Annotated in this window: 12 protein-coding genes; 7 read left to right on the forward strand and 5 right to left on the reverse strand. The window is 65.0% G+C overall.

The genetic code is table 11. The features are described from left to right. Window positions 1–26: 26 nt before the first annotated feature. Window positions 27–761: a hypothetical protein gene (locus AC06FA_RS11980; RefSeq protein WP_478068490.1), complete on the forward strand. Its 735-nt coding sequence runs from the start codon at window positions 27–29 to the stop codon at window positions 759–761. Window positions 762–829: 68 nt separating this feature from the next. Here the strand turns inward: AC06FA_RS11980 and acuI are convergent, their stop codons facing one another. Then, the gene (gene acuI, locus AC06FA_RS11985; protein WP_478068491.1) at window positions 830–1819 is read right to left on the reverse strand and encodes an acrylyl-CoA reductase (NADPH); all 990 of its coding nucleotides are present in this window, start codon (window positions 1817–1819) and stop codon (window positions 830–832) included. A gap of 102 nt (window positions 1820–1921) precedes the next feature. Here acuI and AC06FA_RS11990 point away from each other — a divergent pair, with 102 nt between their 5' ends. The 6 genes from AC06FA_RS11990 (at window position 1922) to AC06FA_RS12015 (ending at window position 7042) form a co-directional block, all read left to right on the forward strand. Further along, window positions 1922–2269 carry a winged helix-turn-helix transcriptional regulator gene (locus AC06FA_RS11990; RefSeq protein ID WP_478068492.1) on the forward strand — a complete coding sequence of 116 codons (348 nt, stop codon included), beginning with the start codon at window positions 1922–1924 and terminating at the stop codon, window positions 2267–2269. A gap of 98 nt (window positions 2270–2367) precedes the next feature. Next, on the forward strand, window positions 2368–3051 hold the full coding sequence (locus AC06FA_RS11995) for a hypothetical protein (RefSeq protein WP_478068494.1): 684 nt from the start codon (window positions 2368–2370) through the stop codon (window positions 3049–3051). Beyond that, the gene (locus AC06FA_RS12000; protein ID WP_478068495.1) at window positions 3044–4456 is read left to right on the forward strand and encodes an XVIPCD domain-containing protein; all 1413 of its coding nucleotides are present in this window, start codon (window positions 3044–3046) and stop codon (window positions 4454–4456) included. Before AC06FA_RS11995 ends, AC06FA_RS12000 begins: the two co-directional genes overlap by 8 nt. A 299-nt stretch (window positions 4457–4755) precedes the next feature. Then, window positions 4756–5418, forward strand: coding sequence for a hypothetical protein (locus AC06FA_RS12005; protein WP_478068496.1), 663 nt, complete (start codon window positions 4756–4758; stop codon window positions 5416–5418). Window positions 5419–5426: 8 nt separating this feature from the next. Continuing rightward, window positions 5427–6200 (forward strand): hypothetical protein, encoded by a 774-nt coding sequence (locus AC06FA_RS12010; protein ID WP_478068497.1) that lies wholly within the window; start codon window positions 5427–5429, stop codon window positions 6198–6200. Between the two features lie 434 nt (window positions 6201–6634). Beyond that, entirely contained in the window at window positions 6635–7042 is a 408-nt protein-coding gene (locus AC06FA_RS12015) for a hypothetical protein (protein ID WP_478068498.1), read from the forward strand. A 448-nt stretch (window positions 7043–7490) separates the two neighbouring features. Here the strand turns inward: AC06FA_RS12015 and AC06FA_RS12020 are convergent, their stop codons facing one another. From AC06FA_RS12020 to AC06FA_RS12035, 4 genes are all read right to left on the reverse strand, one after another. Next, window positions 7491–9179 (reverse strand): ATP-binding protein, encoded by a 1689-nt coding sequence (locus AC06FA_RS12020; RefSeq protein WP_478068499.1) that lies wholly within the window; start codon window positions 9177–9179, stop codon window positions 7491–7493. 81 nt (window positions 9180–9260) lie between these two features. After that, window positions 9261–11411 carry a TonB-dependent siderophore receptor gene (locus AC06FA_RS12025; protein WP_478068501.1) on the reverse strand — a complete coding sequence of 717 codons (2151 nt, stop codon included), beginning with the start codon at window positions 11409–11411 and terminating at the stop codon, window positions 9261–9263. A gap of 88 nt (window positions 11412–11499) precedes the next feature. Continuing rightward, a complete protein-coding gene (locus AC06FA_RS12030) occupies window positions 11500–12693 on the reverse strand; it encodes a GAF domain-containing sensor histidine kinase (protein WP_478068502.1) in 1194 nt (397 codons plus the stop codon). Window positions 12694–12759: 66 nt separating this feature from the next. Next, window positions 12760–14511, reverse strand: a complete 1752-nt coding sequence (locus AC06FA_RS12035; protein ID WP_478068503.1) for an EAL domain-containing protein — start codon at window positions 14509–14511, stop codon at window positions 12760–12762. Window positions 14512–14676: the final 165 nt, after the last annotated feature.

Genomic DNA, 14676 nt, shown 5'->3' on the forward strand with positions numbered 1-14676 from the left:
TGGATGGCGCCCCAGGAAGGAATCCAATGCCCACAGGACTGTTTTCTACCGCTGGTCGCACCTGTGTTGTGGCCATTGCACTGTGTGCCGCAGCACTGCCCGCATCGGCGCAATCGTCGGGCCCGGCACTGTTCTGCAGCTTCGGGATGGAAGAGGCGGACGGAGCATGGAGTGTGTCCCGGCAGGTGGACGGAGCGACGGGCGCTACGGCGTCGCGGGACACCTACCAATGGACGTCAAACAGCACGCCATTCGGCACTGGCATGGCCAGCAGCTGGAGCCTGAGTTACTACTGGCCAGTGGACGCGACGCGCCAGAAGGTTGTTCCCGAGGCTGAGGTCGTGGTGATCATGAATTTCAGTTTTGACGCCAAGGAAATCGGCCAGGAGCTGAAGGACCCCAAATACACCTGGATACACCTGTACCGATCGGAAGATCCGAACAAGCAGTTTTCGGTCTACTCCACCAGCCTGACAACCAATATGGACTGGAATCGCTTCCGCGACGGAGACCTCGGCGGAAGGGCTTTGCTGTCTCTGGATACGCTGCTGGCTTACGGTACGGGCATGGAAAAACTGGTGTGGAACATCCGCGGTGCGCCAAACGCTGTGGGTGTGACGGAAAGTTACTTCAAGGGTGTGCTGCCCGTCGCGACGATGCGCGGCAAGCTGGCGAAGATTCCCAAGCTGCGTGCTGAACTGGACCGCAAAGCGGGGAAATTCCGCAGCGAATGCAACCCGCCGATTGAAGTTTCAGAATAGCGCTGCATTGAAGCAGAGCACGCCATCGGCCCCGCGGCGGCCGTGTGCCACCGCGGGCCTGCCTGCCATCAGGCGTTCACATCCACCACGATCCGCCCGCGCACCTTGCCCGGGATGATCTGCTCGTACACATCCAGCACTTCAGCCAGCCCGATCAACTGCACCGTGCTTTCCAGCTTCTGCGGGTCCAGATCGGTGGCCAGGCGATCCCATGCACGCTGGCGTACGTCCTGCGGTGCGTTCACCGAATCCACGCCGGCCAGGGTGACGTTGCGCAGGATGAACGGTAGCACCGAGCCGTGCAGCGCATCGCTCTGTGCCAGGCCGCAGGCCGCCACCGCGCCGCGGTACTTCGTTTCGGCAAGCGCATTGACCAGGGTCGGGCCGCCGGCCACGTCCACCACGCCTGCCCAGCGTTCGGCGCTGATCGGCTTCTTGCGCGGCTCGGACAGCTGCGCGCGGTCGATGATCTCCGCCGCGCCCAGGCTGTGCAGGTACTCGGCATGTTCGGGGCGGCCGGTGGCGGCCACCACGCGATAGCCCAGCTTGGAAAGAATGGACACGGCGATCGAGCCTACGCCGCCATTGGCGCCGGTCACCAGCACATCGCCCTTTTCCGGGGTCACGCCTGCATCTTCCAGTGCCAGTACGCACAGCATGGCGGTATACCCGGCGGTGCCGATGGCCATGGCGTCGCGGGTGGTCAGGTTGCCGGGAATCCTGTTCAGCCACTCGCCCCGCACGCGGGCACGCTGGGCCAGCCCGCCGTGGTGGCCCATGCTCAGATCCCAGCCATTGAGCACCACGCGATCACCGGCCTTGAAATCGGCATTGCTGGATTCCAGCACCACGCCGGAAAGGTCGATGCCGGGAATCAGCGGGAATGTCTGGATGACCGGGCGCTCGTTGGTCAGCGCCAGCGCATCCTTGTAATTGAGGGTCGAATACTCAACCTGCACCAGGACATCGCCGTCCATCAGGTCGGCCTCGTCAAAATCCACCAGTTCGGTGGAAACACGGTCGTTCGTCTTGCTGGAGAGCAGTGCCTTGAACTTCATGGTTGGGCCTCACGTTCAGTGGATGGGGCCATGCTAGGCTCGCACCGTTATCGCAACAAGAACGACGATTTTTCGTAGGTACTATGGTTTTCCGGAGTATGTATGCGTAGCAAGCGTTGGGACGGCAAGAGCGGTTGCGCCGTGGAGGTCACGCTGTCGGTGATCGGCGGGGTGTGGAAGCCGGTCATTCTGTTTCACCTGATCAAAGGCCGGCGCCGGTTCATGGAACTGACGCGGCGGGTGCCCAATGCCACCCAATCCATGTTGACCAGTCAACTGCGCGAGCTGGAGGCTGATGGCGTGGTGATCCGCCATGTCTATCCGGAAGTGCCGCCGAAGGTGGAGTACGAACTGTCCGAATTCGGCCACACGCTGGTGCCGGTGCTGCTGGCAATGCGCGAGTGGGGCGAAACGTATCGCGGCCACCAGCGCGAGGGCAGCGGTAGCTGACCAAGCGCGATGGTGCGCACGGATTCACGTAGCCCGCGTTGCACGGGCTGCATGCCCGGAGGTAGGCTGGCCGCAACCCCCCAAGGATCGCGTGGGCCATGGATATTCTTGGCAAAGGATTGGCCGCCGTTTTCATTGTTGCCGTGTTGCTGGGACCGGTAGCATGCGCTGCGCCACCAGACGCACAACAGGAGAAGGCCGTGCAGGACGCAACCGAGTTGCAGATTCGCCAGGCCCAGGACGGTGCCGCCGCTATCGCGGATGAAGCTGCTGCCCTGGACAATCAGCCAATCAAGCCGTTCGCTGGGTATGCCGAGCTGCCGCCCGGCCCCGTGATTACTGAAGCGCAGATGCTGGAGAAGATCCTTGCGCTGGCCAGTGCCTACCGAGCAGCAGGCGATTCGGAGCCGGAGCGCCTGGAGAAAATCCTTGGGCTGAAGCTGCCGCCAGATGCGCGCAACGAACGCTGGGGAGCTGCCGGGCGCATCGGCGAGGGCCGCTACAGTTGGGCGGCCTGGAAGCTGGACCGGCAACGGCCCGGTCTTTTCTTCGAGCTGACGATGAGCCCGCAGGCCTGTCTGTCTTACACGCCGCTCAGTCGTCAGCTGGGGGAAGACGGTTTTGCCGCAGTCGTTCCTACCTTCGGCTATGACCAGCGGATCACCTTCCACAGACGAGTGGCCCCATCGGTCAGTCTGTTTGTTGTCGTAAGGCCTGATCGCCGGGATGATCCGACCTGCTTCACCACGGTAACGTTCCAGCTGGGGCGCAACGATGATTGATCCCCGTGTCGAACGCATGCTGCAGGAGACCGAGCGCCAGTCGGCGCTTCCCAAATGGGCGGCCGACAACTTGCGCGAGGCGGTCACATCGTCGCCCGTGCTGGCGGACCTGATGCGCGAGGCCGTCGAGCGCGGCGATCTGAAACACATCACTGTGGCGAGCACGCCCAATGAAGGTGGGCACTTCAACCCGGGTACCCGATCCATCAGCATCAATTCCAGCATTTTCCTGCAGGCCGACCCCGTGGCGCGGATTGATCTCATCACCGGGGTGCTGGGTCATGAAACAGGTCATGCCCTGATGGCCAGGTCCAGTGAGTTCAGTACGGCCGCCTTTGCGTCCTACGTGGAATCATCTCTGAACAGAGGCGCTGCCACGGGGGCATCCACTGCCGATATCACCGAGCACACCCGCAACTTCGTCAAAGCGTTTCGTCAGAACGAAGCCTTTGCCGAGCTGGTGTCGATGAACGCAGTGGCCAGCCGCGTCAAGCATGAGGATGCGGACATTGACCGGGAAATGTTGATGCGGCGGCTCGAGGGTACATCGCGTTGCTTCGCCAATGGCCGCGCTGCTCCTGGTATCCACCTTGACCCCAATGGCATGCAGCGAACCGGGGGCAACATAGATAGCCCTGCCGTCAACGCCGTGGCGGTCTGTCATTTTGATCCGCCGAGTTCCGGGCTGGGCCACTCAGGCACCTCGGACTACAACAACTTCTACCTTTCCTCCGCCGTCTCCATCGCGGCGCAGGTGTCGGCACGGGTAGCCAGGGAATCCGGCGGGACGGTGCCCCATATTGGCTTGAACGTTGCCGAACTGAAGGGCAACCTCATCCAGATACAGGCAAACGGTGTTCAGCTGGGAGGGCAGGGCAATACGTTCCCGCTCACTGATACGTCGCATGGCGAACTGCATCCGTATAGCATCAGGCAGATCGGCCCGACCATCAGGGCGCAGCCCGATGTGCTTCCGCCCTCGGCCGTGCGCGACGCCCCGGTTCTGGCCGATAATCCGGCCCACCCCGATCATTCCACCTACGCCAGAATCCATGATTGGGTGCAGGGGACGGGCAATTGGTCCGCCGAAGAGTCCCGCAATGTCAGCGCTTCTCTGTACCGGCAGCAGGTCGGCGATACGCTGATAAAGCGCGTGGACCAGGTAACCGGTGCGCTGGGCGGCGATGGCGCCCAGAACGTCTTTGCCGTGCACGCGCCATTTGGAGACGCTGGGCCGCATTTCCACGCACGCGTGGACGGTCGTTTGGCAGCCCAGGAGCCCGCGCAGCAAAGCCTGGAGCAGGCGGAAGGGATTCGCCAGGCCCAATCCCTGCAGCAGACCCAGGAGCGGACACAGCAGCAGACGGAGATGCAGACACACGCGCAGTCGATGCGGGGCCTGTGACGGGGTACTGCAGGATTGCAGGTACTCGTGGTTCGCGTGGCGTTACCTGGCCTGAGGCTGCGTGCCTGCTGCCCGTGGCTGCGATGTGCGGCGAGATGCCGCGGATCGCACAGTTGCACGCAAGACTAGACCGCAAGGCGGCGAACTTCCGCCGTGAATGCAGTGAGCCCATCACGGTGGGTCAGTGATGGGCGGTGACCGAGACGAGAGCTGTCCCTTGTTGCAGCCTGCGAATCGCCGGCAGTAGGCTGACCAGAATCCCCGAAGTGAGTTGGATCATGGATCGTCCAGGCAAAGGAATGGCCGCGCTGTTCATCGCTGTCTGTTTGCTGGCTTCGGCGGCTTGCGCGCCACCGACCCAAGCAAAGCAGGAGGCGGCCGTGCAGGAAGCAATGGAGCTGAGAATCCGCCAGACCCAGGATCGCGCGGCTGCGATCTCCGACGAGGCCGCTGCATTGGACAGTCGCCCGCTGAAGCCCTTCCTCGGTTACGCCGACCTTCCTTCTGGCCCGGCGCTTACCGCCGATCAGATGCTGGGGATGGTCCAGGCGCTCGCCGGCGGGCTACGCACAGCGGACGATTTCGAGCCCGCCAGCGTAGAGAAACTCCTGGGGCTGAAGCTGCCGCCTGATTCACGCAGCGAACGCCGCGGTGTGGCCGGCCGAATGGGTGAGGGCGGTTACAGTTGGGCGGTCTGGGACGTATTCTCTGATCGGCCGGGACAATTCATTCAACTGAAGATTTCCACCGATGCGTGTCTGTCCTATCCGGCGTTGAAGGCGCGGATGGAGGCGGAGGGATTCGTCGCGTATGTTCCGCCGTTCGACGACGACCCGCGAATCACGTTTGACAGGCGTGTGGCGCCGCCGTTGAGTCTCTACGTTGGAGTAATGGTCGACAGTCTCCAGTCGCTTGCGTGCGTAAGCTCGGTGGACTTCAAGCTGGGCCGTAGCAATGGCTGACCCGCGCAGTGATCGCCATCACGTTGCGTACCCGCCCGGATTGCACCCGACGCATCGCCGGCAGTAGGCTGGCCAGAATCCCCAACGTGAGCTGGGTCATGGATCGTCCAGGCAAAGGAATGGCGGCGCTTCTCACCGTTGCGCTTTCACTGGCTTCGGTTGCTTGCGCGGCACCGACGGATGCAAAACAGGAGAAGGCCATGCAGGAAGCAATGGAACTGAGAATTCGGCAGGAGCAGGATCGCGCGGCTGCGATCTCCGACGAGGCCGCTGCATTGGACAGTCGCCCGCTGAAACCCTTCCTCGGTTACGCCGACCTTCCTTCTGGCCCAGGGCTTACCGCCGAACAGATGCTGGGAATGGTCCAGGCGCTCGCCGGCGGGCTACGCACAGCGGATGATTTCGAGCCCGCCAGCGTAGAGAAACTCCTGGGGCTGAAGCTGCCACCTGATGCCGATAATGATCGCCGGGGTGTGGCCGGCCGCATGGGGGAGGGCCGTTACAGTTGGGCGGTCTGGAAGTTGTATGCCGGGCGTCCCGGCCAATTCGTTGAGTTGGAGTTGTCCGATGGCGCGTGTCTGCCCCATAAAATCATCTGGGACGGGCTTGTGGCAGATGGATTTGATGTGTTCGTTCCGCCATTTGGGGATGACGCGCGGATCAAGTTCAGCAAGATGGTTGCGCCGTCGCTGGGCCTTTACATCGATGGGACCCCGGACGATCGCGATGCGCCGACCTGCTTCACCGCAGTGAGCTTCGAACTGGATCGCAACGATCACTGACCTGCCGAGCGGTCGTCCTCTGCATGATGGCGACGCGCGCGTGAGTCGATTGTCGTAGTTGACCATGCGATAGCTGACGATGGAGTGCCTCCGCCGCGTGCGTTTCGTCACGGCTTCAGCAGCCGAAACGGCCCGGTTGTCGCAGGCTGCACGCATTGCCGGTTCTGCCTCTTTTCAGCGCTGGACGTCGCGCGAATGATGGCCCGGCCAAGGCATCCGCCCTGGCCGGGATTGGCGTCCCGAACTTACGAGATACACGGCGTCGGGTTTGCACCACAGGGGGTAGCCCCGACAATGCACCGCTTGCCAGTCCACGGTGGACGGTGCGTGGGGATCTTCCGATCCGCCGGCTTTTCGTATCTCGTATCCGGCACGCCAACCCGCACCGTCCGCCACCTTGCTTGCGCAGGTGGCCACACCGTGAGGTTGCCGCCATGTCCGACCTGCTTCCCGACTATCCCCGCCTGCATGCACTGCTGGCTAACGCCACGCGCGATCTGCCCAATGCAATCGCCGTACAGCTGGAAGACGCGCTCTGCGATTCCGCCGACAGCGTCGCGCCGTCCGCGTTCTTCGCGCACCTGAAGGCCCACGGCAGGAACCTGCGTGCCGACGGCGAACCGTGGGGCGAACACCGTCTAAGCGCTAACCGCGCGTTCGATCTTGCGCTGGCCACACGCTGTGCGTCGGGCATCACTGCATTGACCGCCGTGCTGCATGCCGCCCATGTGGCGCGGGAAAGTGATGATCCGACAGGCTGCCCGTCAGCGGCGGTGGTCGATGGCTTGTTCGATGCCTGCGAGGCATTGTCGCTGCAGGTAGAGCGGTGTCTTGTTCCGTGACAAGCCAGAGGCGGCGGGTTGCCCGGTAGGTGCCCACCTTGGTGGGCACGAGGGATAGGCGAAGAGCAATGCCCACCAAGGTGGGCATCTACCAAGGCGGTACTGGGCTGCTCGGTAGGTGCCCACCTTGGTGGGCACGAGCGGTAGGCAGAGAGCAATGCCCACCAAGGTGGGCATCTACCAAGCCAGGGCCACACAGGGCGGCGCGCTGCTCGGTAGGTGCCCACCTTGGTGGGCACGAGGGGTAGGCGAAGAGCAATGCCCACCAAGGTGGGCATCTACCAGGCCAGGGCCACGCAGGGCGGCGCGCTGCTCGGTAGGTGCCCACCTTGGTGGGCACGAGGGATAGGCAAAGAGCAATGCCCACCAAGGTGGGCATCTACCAAGCCAGGGCCACGCAGGGCGGCGCGGTGCTCGGTAGGTGCCCACCTTGGTGGGCACGAGTTATCTACCGTGCGCCACCATGCGCCGCTTCGGTCATCACCTGGGCCAGTTGCTTCAGCGAATACGGCTTGCGCAGCAGGGTGAAGCCATGCCCCGGGTCGCGTGCCAGCAGTTCGCTGTAGCCGCTGGTCAGGATGATCGGCAGCTTCGGGAACTGCGTGCGGATCGTGCGCGCCAGTTCCAGGCCATTGGTGCCGGGCATCACCACGTCGGTGAACACCAATTGGAAGCGCGCGGCATCGTGTTCCAGTTCGCCCAGCGCTTCGGTGGCGTTGCGCGCCAAGACCACGTCGTAGTCCAGTTCACGCAGCGCGCCCACGGCGAAGTCGGCCACGTCCACGTTGTCTTCCACCACCAGCACGCACAGCCCGCCGCCACTGGCCAGGCCGGGGTGTGGGGCAGGGCGCGGCACGCTGTCGGTGCATTGGGTCAGCGGCAGGTACAGGGTGAAGCAGGTGCCGGCGCCTGGCCGGCTCTGCACATCTACTTCGCCTTCCGATTGCTTCACGAAGCCGAACACCTGACTCAGCCCCAAGCCGGTGCCAGCGCCCACGCCCTTGGTGGTGAAGAACGGTTCGAAGATGCGCTCGAGCACAGAGGGGTCGATGCCGCTGCCCGAATCGGTCACGCTGATCGCAGCAAAATCGCCCTTCAACGGAATCGACTGGCGCACCGACGGCACGGTGCTGACCCGTTGCACCGCCAGCGTCACCTTGCCGTGGCCCTCGATCGCATCGCGCGCGTTCACCGCGATGTTGATCAATGCAGTGTCCAACTGGTTGCGGTCCAGCAGCACCGGCAGCGGCACGTCGGGCAGCGTCAGTTCCACATCAATGCGTGCGCCCACCACGGTGGTGATGATGTCCGCCAGCGCCTGCACGCTCTCGCACAGGTCGAACACTTCCGGCGACAGGCTCTGCCGCCGCGAGAACGCCAGCAGTTGGGCAGTCAGTTTGGTCGCTCGCTCGGCCGCCGATTCGATCGCCTGGGCGTAGCGCCGGCGCGGGTCGTCGCTGGGCCAGCCATACAGCAGCATGTCCACCGAGCCGGTGATCACCTGCAGCAGGTTGTTGAAGTCATGCGCCACGCCGCCGGTCAACTGGCCCATGGCTTCCAGTTTCTGTGCCTGGCGCAGCTGCTCGCGTGCGCGCACCAGCTCCAGGTGGGCCTCGCGTGCTTCCTGGGTAATGGCGGCCACCTGGCGGCTGTGCAGGTCGCGTTCGATCACCCGCTCGGTCTGCTCGCTCACCACGCACAGCAGGCCGGCGATCTCGCCGTTGCCCAGCCGCAGCGGCGAATACGAGAAGGTCCACCAGGTTTCCTTCATCGCGCCGTCGCGGTCCATCATCAGGCGCAGGTTCTGGAAGCTGCGTGCGGTGCCGGCGAAGGCATCATCGATGGCCTGGCAGACGTCGGCCCACACATCGGCCCACACCACGTCCAGGCGTGCACCCATGGCGCCGTGCAGTTTGCCGCCCAGCAGTGGCAGGTAGGCGTCGTTGAAGAAGAACGCCTTGTCCTGCGGCCCCCAGGCAATCCACATCGGCTCGGGGGAATCGAACACCATGGCCAGCACGGTGCGCAGCTCGGCCGGCATCTGCGCGGCCTGCGCGGTCTGTGCCCAGTCACTGTCCTGCAGCAGACGGTACGCCAGCTGCTCGGGGGCAGAGACCGGAAGGGAAAAGGCGTGCATGGCCGCTCAGGGCAGGAAGGTGGCACAGCGTACCCGACGGCGTGTGTGCAGGCTCTACACGCCGCCGGGTGGGGCCGCGCATCAGAAGCTGTAGGCCGCCTGCAGGTAGACCCGGCGCGGCTCGCCGGGGAAGTGGCCGTTGCGCTCGATGAAGCCGCTGGCCGCATACACCTTGTCAAACAGGTTCTTTACGTTGGCCTGGAACTGCCACTGCTGCCAGGTGGTCTTCCAGCTCATGTCGAACACGGTGTACGGCTTCACCCGCTGGCCGTCCAGGCTGACGCGCTCGTCCACGTAATCGGCACCGAAGCCGATGGCCGAATGCAGCGCGGGCAGGTCGTAGCGGGTCCACAGCCCCAGCTTGTTGCGCGGCGCATTGGCGAAGCGATCGCCCGAGGCATTGGTGATGCCGTTCGGGCCGGCATCTTTCACCCGCGCATCGTTGTAGGCGTAGGTCAGGTTCAGCACCCAGCGTTCGGTCACGTCGGCCAGCAGGTCCATCTCCATGCCGGTGCTGCGCACCAGGCCCAGCGCGGCCAGCTGGTTCACCCCGCCCACCACTTCACCGGTAGCCTGCACGATGTTGCTGCGATCGATGCGGTAGGCGGCCAGGTTCAGCGTGACCCGCTCGGCCAGCAGCGACTTCATGCCCACTTTCCACTGCTTGCTGCGCTCGGCATCAAACGGGCCGCCGGCGGCGGAATTCTGGTTCGCCGCAGATTGCGGCACGAAACCGCTGGCCACGTTGGCGTACAGGTTCAGGCCGTCGCGCACGATGAAGGTGCTGCCCAGCCGCCAGCTGATGTCGTTGCCGTCCACGCTGCTGTGGGCGATGCGGTCTTCGTCCTTGAAGCCGTCCCAGCGCAGGCCGGCCAGCACGTGCCAGCGCGGGGTCAGGGTCAGCTCGTCCTGCAGGTAGCCACCGTAGCGCTGGCTGCGGGTGGACGTGCTGCGCCAGGGCAGGGCGGCCAGGTTGTAGTCGTGCCAGGTGCTGGCGCCGTACACCGGGTTGAACAGGTCGATGCCCTGCACGGGGCCGGCGCCACGGGCCAGGTCGGCGCTGTTGGCGGTCTGCGCGGTGAAGTCCGCATCGGTCTGGTACACATCGGCGCCGAACAGCACCTTGTGCTCGATGCCGCCGGTGCGGGTGCGCCACACGGCGTTGGCATTGGCGGTGACCGCATCGTTGTCGCGGATCTGGTTGCGCAGCTGGCGGGTCATCCACTCGGCCACGCCGTCGCCGTCACGATCGATCAGTCCCATCGGCTCGTGGTACATCTGGTGTTCGCTGTTCTTGAACCAGCGCGCCGCCACGTCCACGTCCAGCGTGTCGGTGGGGGCGAAGCGGTACTGTGCCAGCGCCACCTTGGCGCGCATGTCGAGGAAATCGCTGGCTTCGTTGTGGTTCCAGCGGCGGTCGGTCAGGAAGCTGCCGTTGTCGTCCACCGGCACGCCGCGCAGGCGGTTGCCGCCCAGGTTCTGGGTGATGTCGGTGAACTGCAGGACCAGCTCGCCGGTATCGCCCACGTCGAAGGCCAGCGAGGCATCGCCGATCACGCTTTCACTGTCGGTGTTCCAGCGCACGCCCGATTCGCTGTCGCCATACAGGCCCGCGCGGTAGCGCACGCTGCCGCTGCGATTCAACGGGCCGGTGCCTTCGATCGAGGCGGCGCGGAAATCCTCGTTGCCCACCTGCAGTTCGATGCGGCGCTCGGCGGTGGCCTTGGGCTTGCGGGTCACGTAGTTGATCACGCCGCCGGCATCGCCGCCGCCGTACAGCGCGCCGGCTGGACCCTTCAGCACTTCCACCCGTTCGATGTTGAACAGCTGCGGCACCGAAAAGCCCGCATAAGGATCGCCGCGCAGGCCGTCGTACAGCACGTTCTCCTGGCGGAAGCCGCGCAGGGTGACGCCGGCATAGCTGAAGAAGCTGATGCCACTGATGCTGCGGTACAGGTCGGTCACCTGGCGGGCGGCCTGGTCGTCGATCAGTTCGCGCGGCAGCACCTGGATCGACTGTGGCACCAGGGTCAGGGGCGTGTCAGTGCGGGTTCCGACGGCGGCGTCGTCCACCCGGTACAGGGTCTGTGCGCGGCCACGTACTTCCACTTTGTCCAGGTCCTGCACGCTGGCAGGCGGGCTTTCGGCGGCGTGTGTGGTGTGTGCGGCAATAGCCAAGGGCAGGGCGAGCGCGGCGCACAGGGCGCGGCGGCGGGGCAATGTCAGTGGCATGGGCAGCGTGGGGGTGGCTGCAAATGAGAAATATTAGCATTTGCAACACTTCGACACGCATCCCCCGTTCGGGCAATGCCGTTTCGTTTCAGAGACGCAGGGTCAGTACGGTGCCCGAATCGCTGTCGCTGGCCACCGATAGGGTGCCGCCATGGGCCTTGGCGATCTGCGAGGCGATATACAGCCCAAGTCCCAGGCCGGAATCCAGGCGCTTTTCCTGCGGGCGCGAGAACGGCTCGAACAATGCTGCCAGATGCGCCTGCGGGATCACCCCGGCGTTGGCCACTTCAATGCGCAGGCCGTCACCTTCGTCGCGGCCGGTCACCCGTATGGGTTCCCCGGCGGTGCCATGCACGGCGGCGTTGATGACCAGGTTGGCCAGCAACTGGCACAGACGCGCCCCGTCGCAGCGGAACACCGGCGGCAACTGCAGATCCAGTGCGCAACGGCGCTGCGGATAGGCGCGCATGGCCTCGCGGCAGGCTACGGCCAGCACCCCGGAAAGGTCCGACCAGTCTTCCAGCTTCAGGGCAATGCCGGTGCCCAGCCGACCCCGGGCGAAATCGAGGGTCACATCGATCAGCTCGGCGATGCGGTCGGTACTGTCGTTGATGTGCTCCAGCACCCTCTGCTGCGCCACGCTCAGCGTGCCCAGCGAAAGCAGGTCGGCGCCGGCACGGATGGCCTGCACGGGGTTGCGCAGATCGTGGGCCAGTACCGCGATGAACTCCTCGCGCTCCTTGCCCACCCGCAGCAGTTCGGCGTTGCTGTGCTCGAATTCGGCCAACTGCACGTCGCGCGTGTTGCCATCGCGCTTCAGGCCATCGATCAGTTCCGCATCGGCGTCGTGGCCGTGCACCGCATCGATCTGCGCGGCTACCAGCAGTGCCAGCATCGTCAGGGCCGCCACGTGGCTCTCGTCCACCGGTTGTGGCAGCGGATCGAGCGTGCAGAGGGTGCCGAAGATACTGCCGTCTGCCAGGGTGATGGGCACGGAGATATAGCTGCGGAAACCGTACAGACCCGGAATCGGGTTGTGCTGGAAACCGGGATGGGCCTGCGCGTCGGCAAACCAGACCGGGCACTGCTGGGCCTTCACGTCCTTGCAGAAGGTCTTGTTGATGTCCAGTACCATGCCGTTGCTGATGCCCAGGCCGGCGCGGTCAACGCTTTGCACGGCCCGCCAGTGTGCATCGGATATCTCGCCCACCAGGGCAACGCGCATGCCGGTCAACTGGCAGGCGAGGTCCAGCGAGGGGCGGAAGTCGATTCGTGTGGGCATCGCAGGCAGTCCGGCAAGCGCGTCTGGGCGTTGGCAGTATAGCGACGCGCGGCGCGCGCCAGTGGTTCACTCGGCGGCGTGGGCATCCTGCAGCAGGCGGCGGTGGCAGGTGAGCAGCTGGTCCGGGTCCAGCGGTCGGGCCAAAGCGAATCCCTGGATTTCATCGCAGCCCAATACACGCAGGCGGCTGACCTGGTCGGCGCTCTCGGCGCCCTCGGCCACCACGGTGTAGCCCAGGCGATGGGCCAGGCCGATGATCGCTTCCACCTTCACGCTGGAGCGGTTGTCCAGGCACAGCCGATCGATCAGCGACTTGTCCAGCTTCAGCGTACTGATCGGCAGTTCGGTCAGGTAACCGAAGTTGCTGTAGCCGCTGCCGAAGTCATCCACGGCGACGCGGATACCCGCATCGGCCATTCGTTTCAGCTGTATGCCCTGCTGCGAATCGGCCCGCAGCCACTGGCTTTCGGTGATTTCCACTTCCACCTGGGTACAGGCCAGGCCACGCCGGTCGATCCCGGCAATCAAGCGTTCGGCCGCGCCTTCGCGGGCCATGTCCCGTGCCGAGTAGTTGATCGACAGGTTCAACGGCAGGCCATCGGCGTGCCAGCGCGCCAGCTGGTCCAGCGCACGGTCCACCACCCAGTCGGTGATGCCGTGCATCAGCGCGGTGCGTTCGAACACCGGAATGAACTCGGCCGGGCTGACCGGGCCCAGCTGCGGATGGTTCCAGCGAATCAGCACCTCGGCCGCAACGGGCTGCAGATCGCTGGCGCGGAAACGCGGCTGGTAGACCAGGTGGAACTCGTCCTGCTGCAGCGCGGTGCGGCCATCGGTGGCCAGCCGGTAGCCGCGGCGGGTACTGGCATCGTGGCCCTGCGAATACCAGCGGAAGGGCGCGCGGGCGGACACCGCAGCGCTCAGCCCCACCAGCAGGCGGCGGATCACTTCCCCGGCGCTGTGCTCGCCGAGCGTGAGCTCGCACACGCCCGCGTGGAAGCCCGGTGACATCGGCACTTCGGCGGCCATCATCGGCCGGGTGACCCGTGCCTGCAGTTCGGCCAGCAGGGCTTCCACCGCGCTGGCCTGCTCCAGCTCCAGCACGAACGCGAAGCGCGCCACGCCCACGTGGTACACCTGCGCCAGGCCGTCCAGCGCCACCTTCAAGCGCACGCCGGTGCGCCGTATCAGGGTTTCCAGCGGCGCCATGCCCAGCACCTGCCCGGCCTCGGTGGACACGGCGGTATCGAATACATCCACCAGTACCGCATGCATGAACGTGCCCGGCTCGCGTTCGGCGAGCGCGTCGTGGTCCAGCATGAACTGCTGGCGATCCGGCAGGCCGCTCACCGGGTCGCTGCGGCCACTCATCGCGCGCAGCTCCAGTTCGTTCATGGCTGCCCGCGCCAGCGTCTCCAGCTGCCGACGCTCGGCGTCTGACAGGGTGCGCGGGCTATCGTCCATCACGCAGAACGCGCCGATCGCCACGCCATTGCGCGCCACCAGCGGTGCGCCCGCATAGAAACGCAAGTGCGGCTCGCCAGCGACCAGCGGATTGCTGGCATGCCGCGGGTGCTGCAGCAGATCGTCGATCACCAGCGTTTCCGGTGAACCAATCGTGCTGGCGCAGATGGAATCGCGGATATGGGTCTGCGACACCGCCAGGCCGCGGCGCGAGACCAGCCGCTGGCGGTCGATCTGCAGCAGCGAGACGAAGGCCACGGGTACGTTGAACGTGTGGGTGGCCAGCTCGGTCAGGCTGTCCAGGGAAGCGCCACTGATCTCGCCCAGCGCATTGAGGCCGGCGAGGGTGGACATTCGTTCTTCATCACGGCTGGCGGGCATGTACGGGAAATCGTTACGGCAGTGGGGGCGCGATACACCGCCAGCATGCCGCAGGCGGCGCGAAGGCGGTGTGGCGCCGGGTATTTCAGGGCAGTGCCTGTGCCCTGCCCACTGAATGCTTCAGTTGGACAGGGCGGG

It is taken from the genome of Stenotrophomonas sp. Steno-C17 (assembly GCF_056393165.1).

Bases quoted from the DNA above. Each gene is read 5' to 3' on its own strand.
- AC06FA_RS11980 (WP_478068490.1), top strand. From the start codon at position 27: ATGCCCACAGGACTGTTTTCTACCGCTGGTCGCACCTGTGTTGTGGCC.
- acuI (WP_478068491.1), bottom strand. From the start codon at position 1,819: ATGAAGTTCAAGGCACTGCTCTCCAGCAAGACGAACGACCGTGTTTCC.
- AC06FA_RS11990 (WP_478068492.1), top strand. From the start codon at position 1,922: ATGCGTAGCAAGCGTTGGGACGGCAAGAGCGGTTGCGCCGTGGAGGTC.
- AC06FA_RS11995 (WP_478068494.1), top strand. From the start codon at position 2,368: ATGGATATTCTTGGCAAAGGATTGGCCGCCGTTTTCATTGTTGCCGTG.
- AC06FA_RS12000 (WP_478068495.1), top strand. From the start codon at position 3,044: ATGATTGATCCCCGTGTCGAACGCATGCTGCAGGAGACCGAGCGCCAG.
- AC06FA_RS12005 (WP_478068496.1), top strand. From the start codon at position 4,756: ATGGCCGCGCTGTTCATCGCTGTCTGTTTGCTGGCTTCGGCGGCTTGC.
- AC06FA_RS12015 (WP_478068498.1), top strand. From the start codon at position 6,635: ATGTCCGACCTGCTTCCCGACTATCCCCGCCTGCATGCACTGCTGGCT.
- AC06FA_RS12020 (WP_478068499.1), bottom strand. From the start codon at position 9,179: ATGCACGCCTTTTCCCTTCCGGTCTCTGCCCCCGAGCAGCTGGCGTAC.
- AC06FA_RS12025 (WP_478068501.1), bottom strand. From the start codon at position 11,411: ATGCCACTGACATTGCCCCGCCGCCGCGCCCTGTGCGCCGCGCTCGCC.
- AC06FA_RS12030 (WP_478068502.1), bottom strand. From the start codon at position 12,693: ATGCCCACACGAATCGACTTCCGCCCCTCGCTGGACCTCGCCTGCCAG.
- AC06FA_RS12035 (WP_478068503.1), bottom strand. From the start codon at position 14,511: ATGTCCACCCTCGCCGGCCTCAATGCGCTGGGCGAGATCAGTGGCGCT.